This window comes from Sulfuriferula nivalis, assembly GCF_009937995.1.
GTDB classification, from domain to species: Bacteria; Pseudomonadota; Gammaproteobacteria; order Burkholderiales; family Sulfuriferulaceae; genus Sulfuriferula; species Sulfuriferula nivalis.
The window spans coordinates 1,636,207-1,653,315 of record NZ_AP021881.1 but is presented as its reverse complement, the minus strand read 5'-3'; the positions used below and the strand labels follow the sequence as shown (position 1 = coordinate 1,653,315).

The window sequence follows — 17,109 nt, the reverse complement described above, 5'->3', positions numbered from 1 at the left end:
CAAGGAGAATATCATGTCAACAAGTACAGTCGCATCTTCAACCGCATCAGGTGTGCTCGATGTTCAGTCACTTGTTTCACAATTGATGGCAGTCGAGCAACAACCGGTAGATAAACTTAATGCCGCGGTCACTAGCTATCAGTCCATGATATCTTCCTGGGGCACTATTAGCAGCTTAGTGTCGGGCTTACAAACCTCAATAACCAACCTGACCAATAATTTACAGGGTTATGTAGCTACGCCTTCGGACTCAAGTATCTTTTCCGCATCTGCCGACAGCACTGCTGTAGCTGGAACATACTCGTTAAATGTGACTCAACTTGCACAAGCTCAAAATTTAGTCGCTACAGGACAAACGAGCAGTACTGCAGCCATAGGCACTGGCACAGCGACCACCATTACATTTGATTTTGGCAGTATTAGCCTGGGCACACCGCCTACGGGCACATTAACAAATGGCGTGTACAGTGGAGCGAGCTTTACATCCAATGCCAGCGGTACAAAAAGTATCACTATAGACAGTAGCAACAATTCTCTGCAAGGTATCAGAGACGCGATCAATGCGGCCAACATGGGTGTTACTGCGACTATTGTGAACGATGGTAGTGGCACGCCATATCGCCTGACTTTAACGTCGAATAGCTCGGGTGCCAGCAACAGTATGAAAATCACCACTAGTGGTGGTGACAGTGCCGTTGACAACTTATTAGCCTATGACCCTGCTGGCACACAAAATCTCAATCAAACAGTTACGGCGCAAAACGCGAATCTGACTGTAAATGGTATTGCGATCACCAGCTCATCCAATAAAGTTGCCGATGCTATTCAAGGCGTAACATTGTCGCTTAATAAGACAACCACTTCCGCAGAATCCTTAACGGTTGCTAGAGATACAAACACCATTAACACAGCATTTACTGGATTAGTTAGCGCATATAATGCGCTTGCCACCCAACTCACTTCACGCTCAGCTTATGGCACCAGCACCTCACCAGCGGGGTCATTAGCTGGTGATGGCGTAATTCGCGCCATGCAAGATCAACTACGCAATGTGTTTAATACTGCAGTAACCGGTGGTGCTTATAGCTCCTTAGCCCAGGTTGGTATAGCTTTTCAGGTTGACGGTTCATTGCAATTAGATAGCACGGCGCTTAACAATGCCATTACTAATAATTTTAGCGATCTGAATAATCTAGTGTCCTCGACTTCGGGCATAGGTACGCGATTAAATGCCTGGGCGACTTCTATGCTCTCACCTGGGGATGGCCTAATTGCCACGCGTACTGCAAGTTTAAATAGCTCAATAAAAAACGACAACACACAAATTGATCAGTTAACAGCGCGCCTAGTTACAGTTAAACAAAACTATATTACACAATATAGCAATCTGAACGTATTGTTAGGTAGCATGAATGCCACCAGCAGCTTCCTGACCAAACAACTCGCATAATTACGTCACTTAAATAGCGCTGTCAGAATATAAATTTTTGATTAACACTAAATTTACACCTCTTTTTGCCGTTATAAATATCATGGGGTATCAGTAAAGTACTGGTATAAAGCGAAACAATCAGCTGCATGGACTATAAGGATAAAATCATGTTTGGATCTGCGCAAAGAGGCATAAATGCATACGCAAAAGTAGAACTGGAAACCGGCGTACTTGCAGCATCACCACATAAGCTGATTACCATGCTGTTTGATGGTGCAAAAATGGCTATCGATAAAGCCATTACGCATACCCAAAACAATGAAATCGCACCAAAGGGTAGAGCAATCTCTCATGCTATGTCTATCATCAGTGATGGTTTGCAAGCAAGCTTGAATAAGGACGTTGGTGGAGAAATCGCCTTGAACTTAGACGCTTTGTACAGTTACATGGTAATGCGTTTACTCGATGCAAACGTTCATAACGACATTAGCAAGCTAAATGAAGTGAAATCTTTATTAGAAGAGTTACGGAGCGCTTGGATCACTATTGATAACACAAATAATGTGCGTTCAACTATAGCTAGCGCTCCCATAACAACCCCGCACGATACACTGGCACCTCGTAAAATTTCCTTTGTGGAGGCATAATGCCATGATGAATTGTGAAGAAATTATTGATACTTACGAGTCAGTTGCACAAATCACCAAGAACATGCTTGATGCAGCACGTCAGGGCGCCTGGGATGATTTGATTAGTTTGGAATCAAAAGTAGCTACACATATTAACCAACTTTCAACTTACGAAGCACCTGTCAAATTGACGCCCGCTTTACGCAATCGCAAGTTAACAGTAATCAAGCAAATTTTAGCTGATGACAAAGAAATTCGTAATTTAACTGAGCCATGGATGGAAAAGTTATCCGGTTTAATTAGCAGCACCCAGATGGAACAAAAACTCTCCGTGTCTTATGGCAGTCAATCGTTGCGATAAGAAATGAACTTCGCGCCGGCAGAGCTTACAGGCACTCGCCCCGTAACACTGATACACGCATCATCTCCGATATCCCCTTTAGGGGATATTAAGGACGAGTTACTTCACAGATTAACCCAAATTAGTTTAGGGCAACAACTAGTTGCAAATGTACAGTCCAAGTTAAGCGACGGTAGTTTTTTAGTAAAGCTCGCCGATACTGTCGCCAAGATGAACCTTCCCAACTCAACTGAAGTCGGCTCCAAGCTTAATCTGACATTAATTGGTAAAGAACCCCGCCCTACGTTTGTCATTAGCCCATCCGCTGAAAATATTACTTCTGGTATTAACAGCACACCAACAGACATCAGTAATACAGCCCATTTAATAAGCACTTTATTGCAAAACTCAAGTAATCAGCCACCCGCAATGATTATTGCGAAAAGCAATACTGTGCTAATGAACCAAACCAGCCAGCCACAAGCAGTAGCTCAAACATTACAACAAGCCATCTCACAGTCGGGTGTTTTCTATGAGTCCCATTTAGCAAACTGGGCGAGTGGGCATATGAATGTGACGCAACTCATGCAGGAGCCGCAGGCACAGCTTTCACCTCGCCTAGAAACTTCATCATCCACTGATACAACTAACAAACTAACTGAACTATCAAATAATCCGACGCTGCAACAACTAGTCAATACACAGCTACAAACTTTAGAACAAAACCACCTCATATGGCAGGGAAATGCTTGGCCTGGACAAGCCATGCAATGGGAAATCAGCCAAGACACGCCGCAGCACAATCAACAGCAAACATCTGCTGAATCCACTTGGCATAGCGATGTCAAATTTGAACTACCTGCGTTGGGTAATATTACTGCCACCTTACGATTAACGGGTACACATTTAAGTGTCCAGATTCAGACAGAAAATCCGGACAGCGCCAATAAACTTCAGACTAATACGACATTATTGGTTAACGCACTGTCTGCTGCAGGAATTCCTATCGACGCAGTATTAATTAAGCCTGCAATATCGGCTACACAAGTGCCAGTAGATTTATCCATGAGTCAAAACAATGAATAAACCACCACCATCGGCCGTTGCACTCGTATACCAGGCTGGTGATGCTGCACCAAAGGTAGTTGCGAAAGGCAAAGGACTAATCGCCGAGGAAATCATAGCCCGCGCACAGGCAAATGGCGTGTTTGTGCATGAATCCAAAGAATTAGTCGCATTATTGATGCAGGTAGATTTAGATGAAAATATCCCACCCAATCTTTATCGTGCTGTAGCCGAACTTTTAGCATGGTTATATCGCATAGAAAATGGACAAAATAACACGCCAATTCCACCTACTCAGCTATAATCTAGGCTGTTTACTTTTTTTCATCTTCTAATATGTCAACTAATCAGCCAGAATTTGGAACAGAAAATCAGCAACTCTATCAAGTTCATTCGCGCCGAGAAATATTAAGCCTGTTGCGCGGAATTCAAGACACGCATCAACTATTGAGCATAATTATCAATGGCGGTGCCGAAGTGATTGTCACGTCTATTCTGGAAGTCGATGAAAAAAACAATAAACTATTCATAGATCAAGCACCGAGTGCATTGTTAAATCAGCGTGTAATTGAATCGGATGACATAGAATTTTCATCATCACTGGATAAAATTCGCATTACATTTTTCGCTTCACAAGTGAATACATGCACGCAAGCCGATCGCCCCGCATTTTGTATTGATATCCCTCAAGTGCTCATACGCCTGCAACGACGTGAGTATTTCCGTGTCAACATATCAAGCGCACAGATTGTAAGTTGCAAATTAATGCTGGATACCGGTATTCATATAGCACAAGTTGTCGATATCAGTGGCGGCGGCATTGCATTATTGGATGAACAACATCAACTAATCACAGATGTGGGCTACGAATATCCAAACTGCCACCTGGATTTCGGTGAACATGGCAGCATTCATGTCACCCTACAAATACGCAACAGTCAGGATCTTAGCTTAAACTCAGGCAAGACAAATCGTCGCATAGGCTGTGAATTTCAAGGCCTGACACCTAGCATGCTGACTCTAGTTCAACGCTTCATTATGCACTTAGAACGCCAACGCAATGCCCGCATGACAGGCATGGTATAAACCATTACTAAATTGCTATTGTCTTCCTCCACGCGCCCACTCACCATCTTACAGATACTCCCCGCACTTCACGCTGGCGGAGTTGAACGTGGTACGTTAGAAATTTCACGTTATCTTGTTCAACACGGTCATTGCTCTTTAGTCATGTCAGCCGGCGGACGCATGGTGCCGCAATTGCTTGCAGAAGGTGGAGAGCACTTCACCTCGCCTATAGGCAAAAAGTCCTTATTTAACTTACGATTAATTTGGCAATTACGTCGATTTTTAGTCGAACATAAAGTTGACATCCTGCACCTGCGCTCACGTATGCCCGCATGGGTAGGCTACCTTGCCTGGCGTGGTATGGATCCGGCCACCCGACCCAAACTCGTCACTACCGTCCATGGCGCATATAGTGTTAACGCCTATAGCTCTGTAATGACCAAAGGTGAACGTGTTATTGCTGTCTCCAGCACAATACGTGACTATATTCTAAAAAATTACCCTAAAGTTAACCCTGACAAGATCCGACTTATTTATCGCGGGGTAGATCCACAAGAGTTTCCTCGTGGCTACAAACCAAGCAAAGAATGGTTAGCGAAATGGCAGCATGATTATCCGCAATTATCCGGAAAAATAATTATCACCTTGCCAGGACGAATCACACGCTGGAAAGGCCAATTGGATTTCATCCAGCTTGTAACACGTTTAAAACAAAATGGAATAAATGTACATGGGATTATTGCTGGTGAAGCAGACCCTAAGAAAGCTTCTTTTTTGCAAGAACTTAAGGAAAAAATCAGCACACTTAATTTAACCAATGACATTAGCTTAATCGGTCATAGATCTGATTTAAAAGAAGTAATGTCTGTTTCTGATTTGGTACTATCACTTTCACAAGACCCGGAAGCATTTGGTCGCATCACACCCGAAGCCCTCAGCCTCGGAATTCCCGTAGTCGGATATAATCATGGCGGTGTTGGAGAAGTCTTAAAGGCAATGTTTCCAGTTGGTCTAGTAAAACTAGGTGACATTAATGGACTAATCACAACTGCTCAGCAATGTTTAACGCAGTTGTATCCCATTAATGAAAATACAATATTCACCTTAGGTGAAATGCAAGATAAAACATTTTCTGTTTATCGTGAACTGCAAAATCCAAGGTTATAATTATCCAATTAACTCACCCAATATGTATAGCGCTCAATGACACCAAAAAATTCTTATTTTCATGCCGATAGAAATGATCTTCTGCAATTTCTACAACCAGAAAAATTCAAAAATGGTTTGGATATTGGCTGTGCTGCTGGTGTCTTGGGAACGCAAATGATGCGTGCATCAGTAGTCAACAATGTAGATGGCGTAGAAATCAATACAGAAATTGCGAAACAGGCAGAATTGGTTTTACATAAAGTTTGGCAAGGTGGGATAGAAGCAGTTTTACCTGATATTCCGCTAAAAAATTATGACTTAATATGCATGGCTGACTCCTTAGAACACCTCATGGATCCATGGAAAGTACTAAGTGAGTTATATCAGAATGCAGCTGCGGGTACTAAACTGGTAGTTAGCGTCCCTAATATTCGTGAAAAAAATGTACTGCTACCTCTGCTATTTCGTGGTCAATTTGAATATCAAAACTCTGGAGTTATGGATAGAACGCATTTACATTTTTTCACTCGCTCAAGTTTGATTAAGATTTTGAGAGATACTGGTTGGGTCGTTGAGAGAACGCAACCAAATATTAAGAAAAAATATTTAAAATGGTGGTATCCATACCAGTTGCTAGAAGAATTTGTAGCCGTACAGTACTTTGCCCTTGCTAGTAAATGATTAATCCACTCGTTAGTGTCGCAATACCAGCATACAACCATGCACGCTACATTGAGCAATGTTTGCAATCGGTTGTTGATCAGACTTACCCCAATATAGAGCTTGTTATCATTGATGATGGCTCAACAGATAATACAGCAGATAAAATTTCTGCCTTCCTAAATAGACACCAAAATAGATTCGCAAATATTATTTTTGAATCACAAAACAATAAGGGTGTGAGTGCAACATCAAATAAAGCAATCGCACTATGCAATGGAGAATGGGTACATTTGTTAGGATCAGATGACTTGATACACCCAGACAAAATTGCACATCAGCAAGATGCTATTAAAGCCTGGGCAGATCCAAATTTAGCACTAGTTTATGCAGATGCTGACTACATTGATGAAAATAACGAATAAGGTTAGATTGTGATCGCGAAGCGAGCCACAATCTGAACCGTTTGTTGGACAAGCCCGGCATGGCTGGGGCGGGTGTTGCTTGAGCGCTTATGGAAATATCTTTTTGACTATGCTGGCATAACTGGACGCGTTACGCATCCCACCCGCCATTTCACGACCTTCACGTTGCCATTGCAGCAACTTATTCTATTCAACTCACCGTTTTTAGTCGGCTTTTCGGGCATGTTAACCCAATTTCAGCCTTCTTCAGGGCGAGCACGGCCATACCTGCCTAGTCTGGCAGGTGGGCGGTGTGGGCTGGTTTAGCGCATGGTCTCCCACCCTGTGTCATCTGCTCTGTGTTCCCGTTTTATAGATGGGGCTGATGTGGCTAGCGGTATCGCTTTGATACGTGTGCGCACTATCTTCATCACCCCACCGCAACATTGGCAACGTATCGCTGGTCTGGGTTGCGCTGGCGGCGGATTGTTCCGTCGCCATAGGTGGGTCAGCTGTAGCTGGGTGAGTAGTTTGCTATTGGGATGCAGGTAGCCAAAGTTGCGGGCGCGGCGGTAGCCTTTGGGCAGAATGTGTTGCAGTATCAGTCGCAGGAAGGCTACACCACTCAAGGTACGGGTTTCCATTTGTTTGGTTTGGCTGTTCCGGTAACGGAAGGTGACCTGACCATGCCGGTCGGAGAGGATGTCTTTCTCCTGTATCACCCCCCGATACAGATAGCGCCCAAGGTAGATCAGAGCGTGCTGTCCAGTGCCGACGGCTTTGCAATCCACCACCCAATCGGTCGGGTAATCGTTTGGCAGGGTGAGTCCTGCTTGTCTGATGCCTGCCAGTAATTTGGCACGAAATACTTTGGCCAGGGCTTTGTGGTTAAACAGGTAGTTGCCGTGTTTATGACGCATGCGTCGCTGTTTGGGGTTAAAGGCGACAGCGGGCATGACGAGATGCACATGGGGGTGATAGTCCAGTCGGCGGTTATGGGTATGCAGTACAGTCACCGCCCCTGCGCTGCCGCGCAGCTTGTTGTCGTTTTGGCTGAAGGTGTTGACTGTTTCCCACGCGCAGCGTGTGATCAAGTCATACATGACGCGCTGATGTTGCCAGGCCAGTGTGCGCAACTGGGCGGGCACGGTGAAGGTGAGCATGAAGTAGTTGGCGGGGATGGATTTGTGTAATTGCTGGTCTATCCAGCGCTGTGATTCGTGCGCCTGGCAATGCGGGCAATGCCGATGACCGCAGGAATGTGGCAGGTAGCTGGGTGTTTGACAATCATCACAGGCAAGTTGCATCCTCGGGCTCATCTGGCTACGGCAGGTTTGAAAGGCGGTTAAGGCAGCTTGCTGGCTGGGCAATAGGTGATGACCGTGTTGTGCAAGCAGTTTAGCTGCGTAGGTTGCTACGATGTGCGCCAGTCTGATCATTTGACTTTGCCCCAATGAATGTGGAATTTCTCCATTAATTGATTAAGGCGAGTGTGTGCGCTCTGATGGCGTTGTTCGGTGAGGTGGGTGTAGCGGATGGTGGTGAGGATGGACTGGTGTCCGAGTATCTGCTGAATTTCGAGTAAATCGATGCCAGCTTCTATCAGGTGGGTGGCATAGCTGTGGCGCAGGCTGTGTGGTGTAATTCTTTTTTTAAGCCACAGTCACGGGTCACTTGACCCAAGGTGGTCTGGATACCACCACGATCCAGCGGGGTGCGTGCCAAGTGCGATTTGGCAAGACCGCCGTGTCGATTAGGAAAGAGCAAGCTTGGGTTGCGATGGGTGAGCCAGAAACGGCGCAATACCTGCAAGGTGTTCTCTGATAACGGCACCAATCGATCACGGTTGCCTTTGGCGTTGCGTACTTGCACCCGCATCCGATCCGCATCGATATCCCCTACCTGCAAGCGTAAGCCTTCGCCTAATCGTAAGCCCAGGCTGTAGAGGGTGAAGAAGAATACGCGGTAGCTCAATACGCGGGTGGCCATGAAGATTTGTTGTGCCTGGGCGACGGTAATGATGTCGGGCAGGCTATATGACTTGGGTGGTTTAACCAGATCCGCACCTGGCCAGGGTTGGCTGAGTACATGGGCATAATAGAACTTCAGTCCATACAGATCATGTTTGAGCGTACTCCATGAATGGGTATCCAGGATGCGAACAAAATAGTCGGTTAATTGTGGCTTGGTGAGCGCGTCTATCTGGTCATTAAAATACACCGCTGCGCGCCGTACGCCGTGTGAATACAAGGCGATGGTTTTAGGCTGCATGCCTCTGAGCTTGAGGCAATTCAGCAGTCGCTGGTGATTGTGCTCGAAGTGCGCGGGGATGGGTGTGGGGGCTGTCAATGTCGTCTCCTCGTGGTACAGTAATCAAAATTCCATTGCTGGGGGAGACGAAATTATGCTGCGTAATTTGATGGTTCGGGAATATTTCTCCGCGATAGCGGCTTCGTTCAACATAACTATCAAGAAACTTCAGAAAAATCGCCCTGAAGCAGGTGTTGTTAGCAGAGCTTATCTACAGTTATTTCTACAAAATCCGATTACTAACCCTACCATCGTCATAAACAAAGAAGCTTTTTTAGCTATAGGTGGATTCGATGAAGGCTTAAAACTGGAGGATTGGGATTGTTGGCTACGATTATCCGTTGACTACAGTATTGCACGATTACCCGAAGTTTTAGCCAGCTATCGTTATCACCCACACAACACCAGTCGTAATCAGCATCTCATGCTTGAAGCAATGATGCGTACATTCGCCAAGTTCTTGGACGAACATGGAGATTTAATTCCAACAGCAATCAGAAAACTTAGTTTCCGTGACAACCTGCATCGCATATATCGCTGGAGCAGAAAAAAACAACCTACGCTGCTGTTATCTATATTCAAAGATGTACTAGCAAGTCCATTCCGTATGCCTACAGCGAATAATTACAAATATTATGCCGAGCAATTGGCAAGAGCGGCATGAAAATCCTACTTGTCGCCAAACCATGGAAAGGTGGGTTAGCCAAATACATATTTCAATCACTAAATGATGTATTCCCTCATCAGGTGCAATGGCTACCTACTTACCCGGATAACGTGGCAGAATATTTGCGTTACCGACATGATAAATCAGCTTGGTTAGATCAGCTCATCACAAGCATCAATCAAGCAGAATATGATGTAGCTATTTTTATTAATCATCTTAGTATCTTTAAAAAACTACGTACTGATCGTCATAACATATTATGGATGACGGATGCACCCAGTATAAAATTAGGTGAGGATGACGCATTTGAACGTATATTTATTTCCGATTTAGGTTATGAACAAAAACTTCTGGCGAATATAAGTGAACCACGTTATCACGGTGAATTAGCGTTTGGATGCTATCCAAGACTGCACCAACCTGCACAACTTATTCAAAAACCCTCTCGTGATATTTGTTTTATAGGAAATAAAGATCCACTACGTGACAATTGGCTAAAATACCTGATCAATCAAAAAACTGACATTCAAATATATGGAAATTATTTTTTGCGTACAGCTTTATTTTGGCGTAACCCATCAAATTTTTACCCAGGGGTTAATAATGAGCGAATGAAATATATTTATGCCAAGTACAGAATCAGCATAAATATTCACGCCAAAGTGGTGAAACAAGGCACTAATATGCGTACTTTTGAATGCGCTGCCTATGGCATCCCCCAAGTAACTGATTATCGACCTGGCTTTTCCGATTTTTTTGATAGCACTGCCATCCTGACTAGCAAAACACCAGATGAAATGCTCAAGCAAGTTCAATACTTATTAGTGAACACAAATGAAGCTGCTAAGATAGCGGCAAATGCTCGTCAGCAGGTACTCAGCAAACATACGTATTATCACCGCATATTACAAGCAACTCAGGGCTGGCTAACACATGCAGCTGAATATAAATTACAACAGGCCTGTATTTCAGGCTATCCACAGGAAGCATCATGCAGATAACCGCAAGCACTAAATTCACTCAGTTTATATATACATATGGCTGGTGGATGGTAGCCCTTTTTATCTTCGCAATACCATTGGGCAAGGGCTTTGAAGTACCACTGGCACTCATGGCTATTGGTGGAATGATATTGCTCGCAAAAGAAGGACGCGCTGTGTTGCAAGGCTATAATATGCGCTTGGCACTCATAACCTTTGCTTGCATATGGATACCCATTGCGACCGCACTACCCGATGCGTTTATGTTTGAGCCTACAGCCAGCACTGCATTGGCATTTTTACGGTTCCCATTTGCAATATTATTTGCCCTATATGCTTTGGCAAACACAGAGCATCGTGACAAGCTTTACACCGCAATATTCGCCATGTTTACTTTGCTGATCATGGATGGTTTATTACAGGCAGCTACTGGTAAAAATTTACTCGGTGCACCTATGATAGGAGAAAGAATTAGCGGTCTGTTTTATCCAAAATTAACGTTTGGCTTGTGGGTTGCGCCATTTGGTGCGATTTACTTTGAAAAAGTTAGACAGTTATCAAAATCAAGCCGATATGGCTGGACATACTGGCTGCTACTTGCACCCTATACCGCAGCGGTTTTATTGTCAGGTAGTCGCGCATCTTGGGGAATTTATGCAGTAGGTATGATAGGATTTGCAGTATATTTGTATTACACCAACCCACAACGGAATTTAAAAAGATATCTAGTCATTGCTGCTGCACTCACCTTACCGTTAAGTTTTGGTTTATATCAATACCCACCATTTAAACATAAGGTTGAGGCAACAGAGGGGCTGTTTAGTGGAGATTACGACAAGGCGAATGTCGCAACGAGTATTCGCCTGCCTATTTGGATAGTTGCACTAAAAATGAGCAAAGATCATTTAATCAATGGTGTTGGTCCTCGTGGTTTTCGCTATGCATATCCACCTTACGCAGAAAAGGGTGACTTTTTCCTACAACAGAACCCTCACATGGGTCCAACTCATCCACACCAGATATTTCTTGAGGTTTTAGTTGAAACGGGAATTATCGGCGTCATCGGATACTTTATCTTTCTGGGTTTGATAATCAAACTAACCTGGCAGGCAATACGCCAACATAATCATCATCCAGTACCTTTCGGCATTGCTGTATTAGTCGCAACGATGCCCATCAATGCAGGGATAGGGTTTTATGCCAGTATATTATCGGCAATGACATGGTGGATGTTGGCAATATTTTTTGCCACATTGATTAAACCAAATCAACCTAACACCCTTTGATATACCGCCATCGTGTCTTTAGCCTGCTTCTCAGGGCTAAACTGTGTATTAGCGGTTATCTTAGCTGCTTGAGCATATTGATTACGTAACGGCTGGTTTTGCGCAAGACGTAGCACAGCATTAACAATTGCAACGACATCTGCGGGTGGGATCAATATGCCGTTGGCATCATTAAGCATGTTGGGTATCGCACCTGTTTCTGTTCCTACACATGCTAAACCTGTTGCCATTGCTTCCAGAAATGAAATGCAGAAGCCCTCTTTAACACTAGGCTGCAGATAAATGTCGGTTGCTGCAAGCAAGTCTGACACATCAGCTCTTGCACCGAGCAATTCTATGTATCCAATAACATTGAGTTCATTTGCAAGCTGGGTAAGTTTATCTCTATCATCACCATCACCAATTAAAACCAATTTGATATTGGGTACAACAGTTATCAGCTTTGCCAATGCCTGAATAGCGTAGATTTGCCCTTTAGCTGGCACTAACCTCGCCACGCAACTTACAACCAATGAGTCTTGCCATCCCATCTTAGTACGAATGGCATCACGATTATTGGTACTGAACTCATGAGTTTCTACCGCATTATGAATCACACTAGATTTTTGTTGCGGATAACCCAATTGGCACAAACTGTCTCGAACCATTTCAGATACGCAAATAACATGTTGGCAATGCATAAAGGGGTTAGTGTGCTTAACGATATTATGCGCAGTTGCGACACACTTCACGTTACGGTTAACACGTCCAACCATAGCAGCAGATTTCAGCATATGAGCATGAATAATATCCGGGTGTACTTCTTTAATTGCATTGCGCAATGACCATAAAGCTAAAGGATGCCAACGCCCACCAGCGCGAGTAATTGTGTAAGCAATATGATGCTGAGTTAAAGCTGCACTCAACTCACCAACAGATGGTAACGCAACATGCACATCCAGCCCCAGAGCCTGTTGCTGTAAGCACAGATCCAGTACGTGCTTTTCTGCCCCGCCGACACCTATTGAACCAATTACATGTAGCACTCTCAAATTAAACATCCTTGATATGTTATAGTCATGCACATTTATTTTATTGCTATCGCATCATGGAAAAACTATCCGCTTTTGTCACTACCTTTAATAACGATAGAACCTTAGCCAGTTGTTTGGAAAGCGTAAAATGGGCTGATGAAATAGTATTACTCGATTCTGGTAGTACCGATGCTACTTTAGCCATTGCCAAACAATATGGTTGCCAAATTTTCCATCAACCATTTCTAGGCTATGGTAAACAAAAACAATTAGCCCTCACAAAAACCACACATCTGTGGGTACTTTTACTTGATGCCGATGAAGCACTTTCACTAGAAGCTCAACAAGAAGTTCGTGATGTACTTCAACATCCAGATGCGGATGGCTATGATATTCCACGTTTAGAACAAATGTTCTGGCGCATGAATAACCCGCACACTCGACTTAATAAATTTTTGCGCTTATTCCGCAAAGACAAAGGGCATATTACTGACATGCCTATACACGCCGCACCTAAGGTAGACGGTGTCATCAAAAGTCTCAATTCGGTATTCTACCACTACGGCGAAACCGACATTGATGTCAAAGTCAGTAAATTAAACGCTTATTCAACTGGATTGGTAAAAGACAAAGTTGCTAAAGGGACACGACCTAATCCTTGGATGCTGGTGATTTATCCACCCTTTTATTTTTTACGCGCCTATTTTTTCAAGCGTGCATTTATGAACGGCTGGGGTGGATTTATCACTTCTTTTTGCGGTGCTTTTTATGTTTTTCTAAAATACGCTAAGCTGTATGAATATCATCAACGTAAGCGTTATGGCAAATCCATGATGCCGCCTGGTGCTCCCGACAACCCACCCGTTTATGAGTCTGATAAACCCTGTTGAGGTTTGATCATCACCACCTCAGCATGGTGATATTGCAACATAGCCATGACATGATCAGTATTGATCGCTTTCATGCATGAGTGATGTTCACACGGATGCTTGCAATAACAATTCATACAAGACAATTCAGCTTGTAGTGCTACAACATTATCACCTAGCGGTTTAACTCGATGCGGGTCAGTTGGGCCACATATGATGACCATAGGCTTACTTGATGCTGAAGCGATGTGTGCAGTCCCTGTGTCATTGCCAAACATGAATTTTGCTTTATTGGCTAATGGAATGATATCCAGTATTTCTGTAACACCACACAAGTTCACAGCACCCTGTCCAACAAGCTCGGTTATACGTTTACAGTCTTCAATTTCATCTTTGCCACCTATCAGCACCACATGATCCACTTCACCTTGCAGTAGGGTACGTGCAAGATCTGCATATTTTTCTTCACCCCAACGCTTCAAATAACCAGCGGCCTGACATCCTGGAAAAAACAAGGCATAACGGTTTTCCTGCAAACCATGGGTCTGCATCAATGCATCAGCACGCAATTGATTATTTGTCGGGATGTGTAACACCGGACGTGGATGCGTAGTCGCTATCCCTGCCAGATTCAATCCTGCACGGATGCGCTGAGCTGGGTTGGGATCAGTGAAATCACCAGGAGTGCTGATATGGTACGGCCAACAAAGTCGATTACCTATTAAATAGCGTGCTGCACCACCCGTTAAACGTAACAATCCCAACATATAACGAGATCTGTCTGTAGTTTGCAAATCGATAATTAAATCATATTGACCACGACGTACAGTTTGCATCCATTGCCACATTGCAGGCAATTTGCCTTTACGCTGACGGACATTAACATGGGTGATCTGAGTGAAGCGCGGATCACCTTCAAAAAGTTTATGCCAAGGCGGTAAGGTATTAAGATCTATTTGTGCATGTGGAAAGGCCTGCGCAACATCTTCCATCAGGCTGGTAGCCATGATGAGATCCCCCAACGCACTCCATTTTATAATCAATATACGACGTATGCTAGGATCGCTGGGTAAATCTAGGGGCATGTTTATTTTATCGCTAATTCGAAGGTATCAAGTAACGGCTGAATTTCAGCACGTTTAAGTTTTAGTGAAGCTTGATTCACAACCAGACGAGAACTAATGTCCATGATTTCAGCAACACTTACCAAACCATTGGCTTTTAATGTGCTACCGCTACTCACTAAATCAACGATCACGTCAGCTAACTTGACTAATGGCGCCAGTTCCATAGAACCATAAAGTTTGATTAAATCAACGTGCACACCTTTGGCAGAGAAATATTCACGCGCAGTATTTAGGTATTTAGTTGCCACACGTAAGCGCGCACCTTGACGCACAGCCTGTTCATAATCAAAAGCTGGATGTGCAGCCACCATCATTTTACAGCGGGCAATTTTTAGATCTAACGGTTGATAGAGCCCTTCCCCGCCATGTTCTATCAGCACATCCTTACCAGCTATACCCAAATCAGCTGCGCCATGTTGTACATACGTGGGCACATCTGTCGCACGGATGATAATCAGGCGTACATCAGGTTTATTTGTACCGATGATGAGTTTGCGTGATTTTTCTGGATCTTCATTCGGTGTAATGCCTGCAGCTGCTAATAGTGGCAAGGTTTCCTGAAAAATGCGTCCCTTGGATAAAGCAATCGTAATCATGCAACCTCCTTAGTGTATGCGGCGTATGCGTGCGCCAATTTGATTGAATTTTTCTTCTATGCACTCGTAACCACGATCGATGTGATAAATTCGTTCTATTGTGGTTTCACCCTCAGCCACTAACGCAGCCAGGACGAGAGACGCAGAAGCGCGCAAGTCTGTTGCCATCACTATGGCACCTTCCAGCTTATCAACACCACGCACTATTGCCGTATTGCCTTCTATTTCAATATTAGCACCCAGTCGTTGCATTTCTTGCACATGCATAAAACGATTTTCAAATATGGTTTCGGTCACCGTGGCAACCCCATCAGCGATACAATTCATCGCCATAAACTGTGCTTGCATATCTGTCGGAAAAGCTGGGTGAGGTGCTGTTTTAATGTTCACAGCATGCGGTCTTTGCTTCATATTAAGCGTAATCGTATCTTGTGTTGTCACAACTTCAGCACCGGCTTCGCGCAATTTCTCCAATACCGCATCCAGCGTATCAGCACGGGTATGTGTGCAAGTCACTGTACCTTGTGTCATTGCGGCAGCAACTAAATAAGTTCCGGTTTCAATACGGTCTGGCATAATACTGTGCGTTGCACCATGCAGTTCATCAACACCCGTAATGGTAATCATATCGCTGCCCGCACCTGTAATTTTTGCACCCATAGCGATTAAACAATCTGCCAAATCAACCACTTCAGGTTCGCGTGCCGCATTTTCTAATACCGTAACCCCTTGTGCCAAAGCAGCCGCCATCATCAGATTTTCGGTACCCGTAACGGTTACCGTATCCATGAATATACGTGCACCTTGCAAACGACTGGCTTTGGCATGAATATAACCATGCTCTATATGGATCTCTGCACCCATGGCTTGCAAACCCTTGATATGCAAATCAACAGGTCGAGAACCAATTGCACAGCCTCCTGGCAATGAAACCATAGCCTCACCAAATCTCGCTAATAATGGCCCTAGAACCAGAATAGAAGCACGCATCGTTTTAACCAAGTCATAAGGCGCTTCTAGATTTGGAAGATTTTTAGCATTTAAATCCACACCATTTTGGTCATCCAAATTAACTTGCATGCCGATATGCCCAAGCAGCGTCAATGACGTACTAATGTCTTTAAGCTTAGGTAGATTATCTAGATGCAAAATTTCTGCAGTCAGCAAGCCAGCACACAATATCGGCAATGCCGCATTCTTTGCACCTGAAATACGTACTTCACCTTGCAAGCGTGTGCCACCAAGAATTGCGAGTTTATCCATAATTATCTACCCGCCTCAGCCCACTGTTCAGGAGTATAGGTCTTCATCGACAATGCATGAATTTCAGATTTCATGCGATCACCCAATGCGCGATAAACGACTTGGTGTTGCTGAACGCGACTTTTACCTGCAAATTCGTTGCTGACAATCACAGCTTCAAAATGCTGTCCATCGCCCACTACGTTAACAAAATCGCAGGACATACCCTGCTCTATGTATAATTTAATGCTATCAGGTTGTACCATCAATAA

19 protein-coding genes and 1 pseudogene are annotated in these 17,109 nt (G+C 44.1%); 13 read left to right on the top strand and 7 right to left on the bottom strand.

Going from position 1 to position 17,109, the window contains the following annotated elements; all coding sequences use genetic code 11:
- The first annotated feature begins 13 nt into the window (after positions 1-13).
- The 9 genes from fliD to SFSGTM_RS08105 all read left to right on the top strand — a co-directional run bounded on the left by fliD (position 14) and on the right by SFSGTM_RS08105 (position 6,768).
- A complete protein-coding gene (fliD, locus tag SFSGTM_RS08145; protein ID WP_162084719.1) occupies positions 14-1,450 on the top strand; it encodes a flagellar filament capping protein FliD in 1,437 nt (478 codons plus the stop codon).
- Between the two features lie 149 nt (positions 1,451-1,599).
- Complete coding sequence (gene fliS / locus SFSGTM_RS08140; RefSeq protein ID WP_162084718.1) at positions 1,600-2,079, top strand: flagellar export chaperone FliS; 480 nt, start codon at positions 1,600-1,602, stop codon at positions 2,077-2,079.
- A gap of 4 nt (positions 2,080-2,083) precedes the next feature.
- Positions 2,084-2,422 (top strand): flagellar protein FliT, encoded by a 339-nt coding sequence (locus tag SFSGTM_RS08135; RefSeq protein ID WP_198420634.1) that lies wholly within the window; start codon positions 2,084-2,086, stop codon positions 2,420-2,422.
- A 3-nt stretch (positions 2,423-2,425) separates the two neighbouring features.
- Entirely contained in the window at positions 2,426-3,487 is a 1,062-nt protein-coding gene (fliK, locus tag SFSGTM_RS08130; RefSeq protein ID WP_162084717.1) for a flagellar hook-length control protein FliK, read from the top strand.
- Entirely contained in the window at positions 3,480-3,770 is a 291-nt protein-coding gene (locus SFSGTM_RS08125; protein ID WP_162084716.1) for an EscU/YscU/HrcU family type III secretion system export apparatus switch protein, read from the top strand. The genes fliK and SFSGTM_RS08125 overlap by 8 nt, the downstream gene beginning before the upstream one ends.
- A 32-nt stretch (positions 3,771-3,802) precedes the next feature.
- Positions 3,803-4,552, top strand: coding sequence for a flagellar brake protein (locus SFSGTM_RS08120; protein ID WP_162084715.1), 750 nt, complete (start codon positions 3,803-3,805; stop codon positions 4,550-4,552).
- 12 nt (positions 4,553-4,564) lie between these two features.
- On the top strand, positions 4,565-5,701 hold the full coding sequence (locus tag SFSGTM_RS08115; protein WP_332836251.1) for a glycosyltransferase family 4 protein: 1,137 nt from the start codon (positions 4,565-4,567) through the stop codon (positions 5,699-5,701).
- Between the two features lie 36 nt (positions 5,702-5,737).
- On the top strand, positions 5,738-6,364 hold the full coding sequence (locus tag SFSGTM_RS08110; protein WP_162084714.1) for a class I SAM-dependent methyltransferase: 627 nt from the start codon (positions 5,738-5,740) through the stop codon (positions 6,362-6,364).
- Positions 6,361-6,768, top strand: a complete 408-nt coding sequence (locus SFSGTM_RS08105) for a glycosyltransferase family 2 protein (protein WP_162084713.1) — start codon at positions 6,361-6,363, stop codon at positions 6,766-6,768. Before SFSGTM_RS08110 ends, SFSGTM_RS08105 begins: the two co-directional genes overlap by 4 nt.
- Before the next feature lie 302 nt (positions 6,769-7,070).
- Here the strand turns inward: SFSGTM_RS08105 and SFSGTM_RS08100 are convergent, their stop codons facing one another.
- Positions 7,071-8,186, bottom strand: a complete 1,116-nt coding sequence (locus tag SFSGTM_RS08100) for an IS91 family transposase (protein ID WP_162083488.1) — start codon at positions 8,184-8,186, stop codon at positions 7,071-7,073.
- Positions 8,183-9,096: pseudogene (locus SFSGTM_RS08090) on the bottom strand (tyrosine-type recombinase/integrase). Before SFSGTM_RS08090 ends, SFSGTM_RS08100 begins: the two are co-directional and overlap by 4 nt.
- A 55-nt stretch (positions 9,097-9,151) precedes the next feature.
- Between SFSGTM_RS08090 and SFSGTM_RS08085 the strand changes: the two are divergent.
- From SFSGTM_RS08085 to SFSGTM_RS08075, 3 genes are read left to right on the top strand one after another with little or no spacing between them, the layout of a single operon-like run.
- Positions 9,152-9,721, top strand: a complete 570-nt coding sequence (locus SFSGTM_RS08085) for a glycosyltransferase family 2 protein (protein ID WP_162084712.1) — start codon at positions 9,152-9,154, stop codon at positions 9,719-9,721.
- The gene (locus SFSGTM_RS08080; protein WP_162084711.1) at positions 9,718-10,725 is read left to right on the top strand and encodes a CgeB family protein; all 1,008 of its coding nucleotides are present in this window, start codon (positions 9,718-9,720) and stop codon (positions 10,723-10,725) included. The genes SFSGTM_RS08085 and SFSGTM_RS08080 overlap by 4 nt, the downstream gene beginning before the upstream one ends.
- A complete protein-coding gene (locus SFSGTM_RS08075; RefSeq protein WP_162084710.1) occupies positions 10,716-11,990 on the top strand; it encodes an O-antigen ligase family protein in 1,275 nt (424 codons plus the stop codon). Before SFSGTM_RS08080 ends, SFSGTM_RS08075 begins: the two co-directional genes overlap by 10 nt.
- On the opposite strand, the gene SFSGTM_RS08070 is transcribed toward SFSGTM_RS08075, so the two are convergent.
- Positions 11,972-13,015 (bottom strand): glycosyltransferase family 4 protein, encoded by a 1,044-nt coding sequence (locus SFSGTM_RS08070; RefSeq protein WP_232526085.1) that lies wholly within the window; start codon positions 13,013-13,015, stop codon positions 11,972-11,974. The genes SFSGTM_RS08075 and SFSGTM_RS08070 overlap by 19 nt on opposite strands.
- A gap of 62 nt (positions 13,016-13,077) precedes the next feature.
- On the opposite strand from SFSGTM_RS08070, the gene SFSGTM_RS08065 reads away from it, so the two are divergent.
- Positions 13,078-13,893, top strand: coding sequence for a glycosyltransferase family 2 protein (locus tag SFSGTM_RS08065; protein ID WP_162084708.1), 816 nt, complete (start codon positions 13,078-13,080; stop codon positions 13,891-13,893).
- Here SFSGTM_RS08065 and SFSGTM_RS08060 read toward each other — a convergent pair.
- Genes SFSGTM_RS08060 through SFSGTM_RS08045 form a run of 4 tightly spaced genes read right to left on the bottom strand, consistent with a single transcriptional unit; the run spans position 13,869 to position 17,103 of the window.
- Positions 13,869-14,957: a glycosyltransferase family 9 protein gene (locus tag SFSGTM_RS08060; protein WP_162084707.1), complete on the bottom strand. Its 1,089-nt coding sequence runs from the start codon at positions 14,955-14,957 to the stop codon at positions 13,869-13,871. The genes SFSGTM_RS08065 and SFSGTM_RS08060 overlap by 25 nt on opposite strands.
- Positions 14,958-14,959: 2 nt before the next feature.
- Positions 14,960-15,595: an ATP phosphoribosyltransferase gene (gene hisG / locus SFSGTM_RS08055; protein WP_162084706.1), complete on the bottom strand. Its 636-nt coding sequence runs from the start codon at positions 15,593-15,595 to the stop codon at positions 14,960-14,962.
- A gap of 9 nt (positions 15,596-15,604) precedes the next feature.
- Positions 15,605-16,858: a UDP-N-acetylglucosamine 1-carboxyvinyltransferase gene (gene murA / locus SFSGTM_RS08050; protein WP_162084705.1), complete on the bottom strand. Its 1,254-nt coding sequence runs from the start codon at positions 16,856-16,858 to the stop codon at positions 15,605-15,607.
- Between the two features lie 2 nt (positions 16,859-16,860).
- Complete coding sequence (locus SFSGTM_RS08045) at positions 16,861-17,103, bottom strand: BolA family protein (protein WP_162084704.1); 243 nt, start codon at positions 17,101-17,103, stop codon at positions 16,861-16,863.
- Positions 17,104-17,109: the final 6 nt, after the last annotated feature.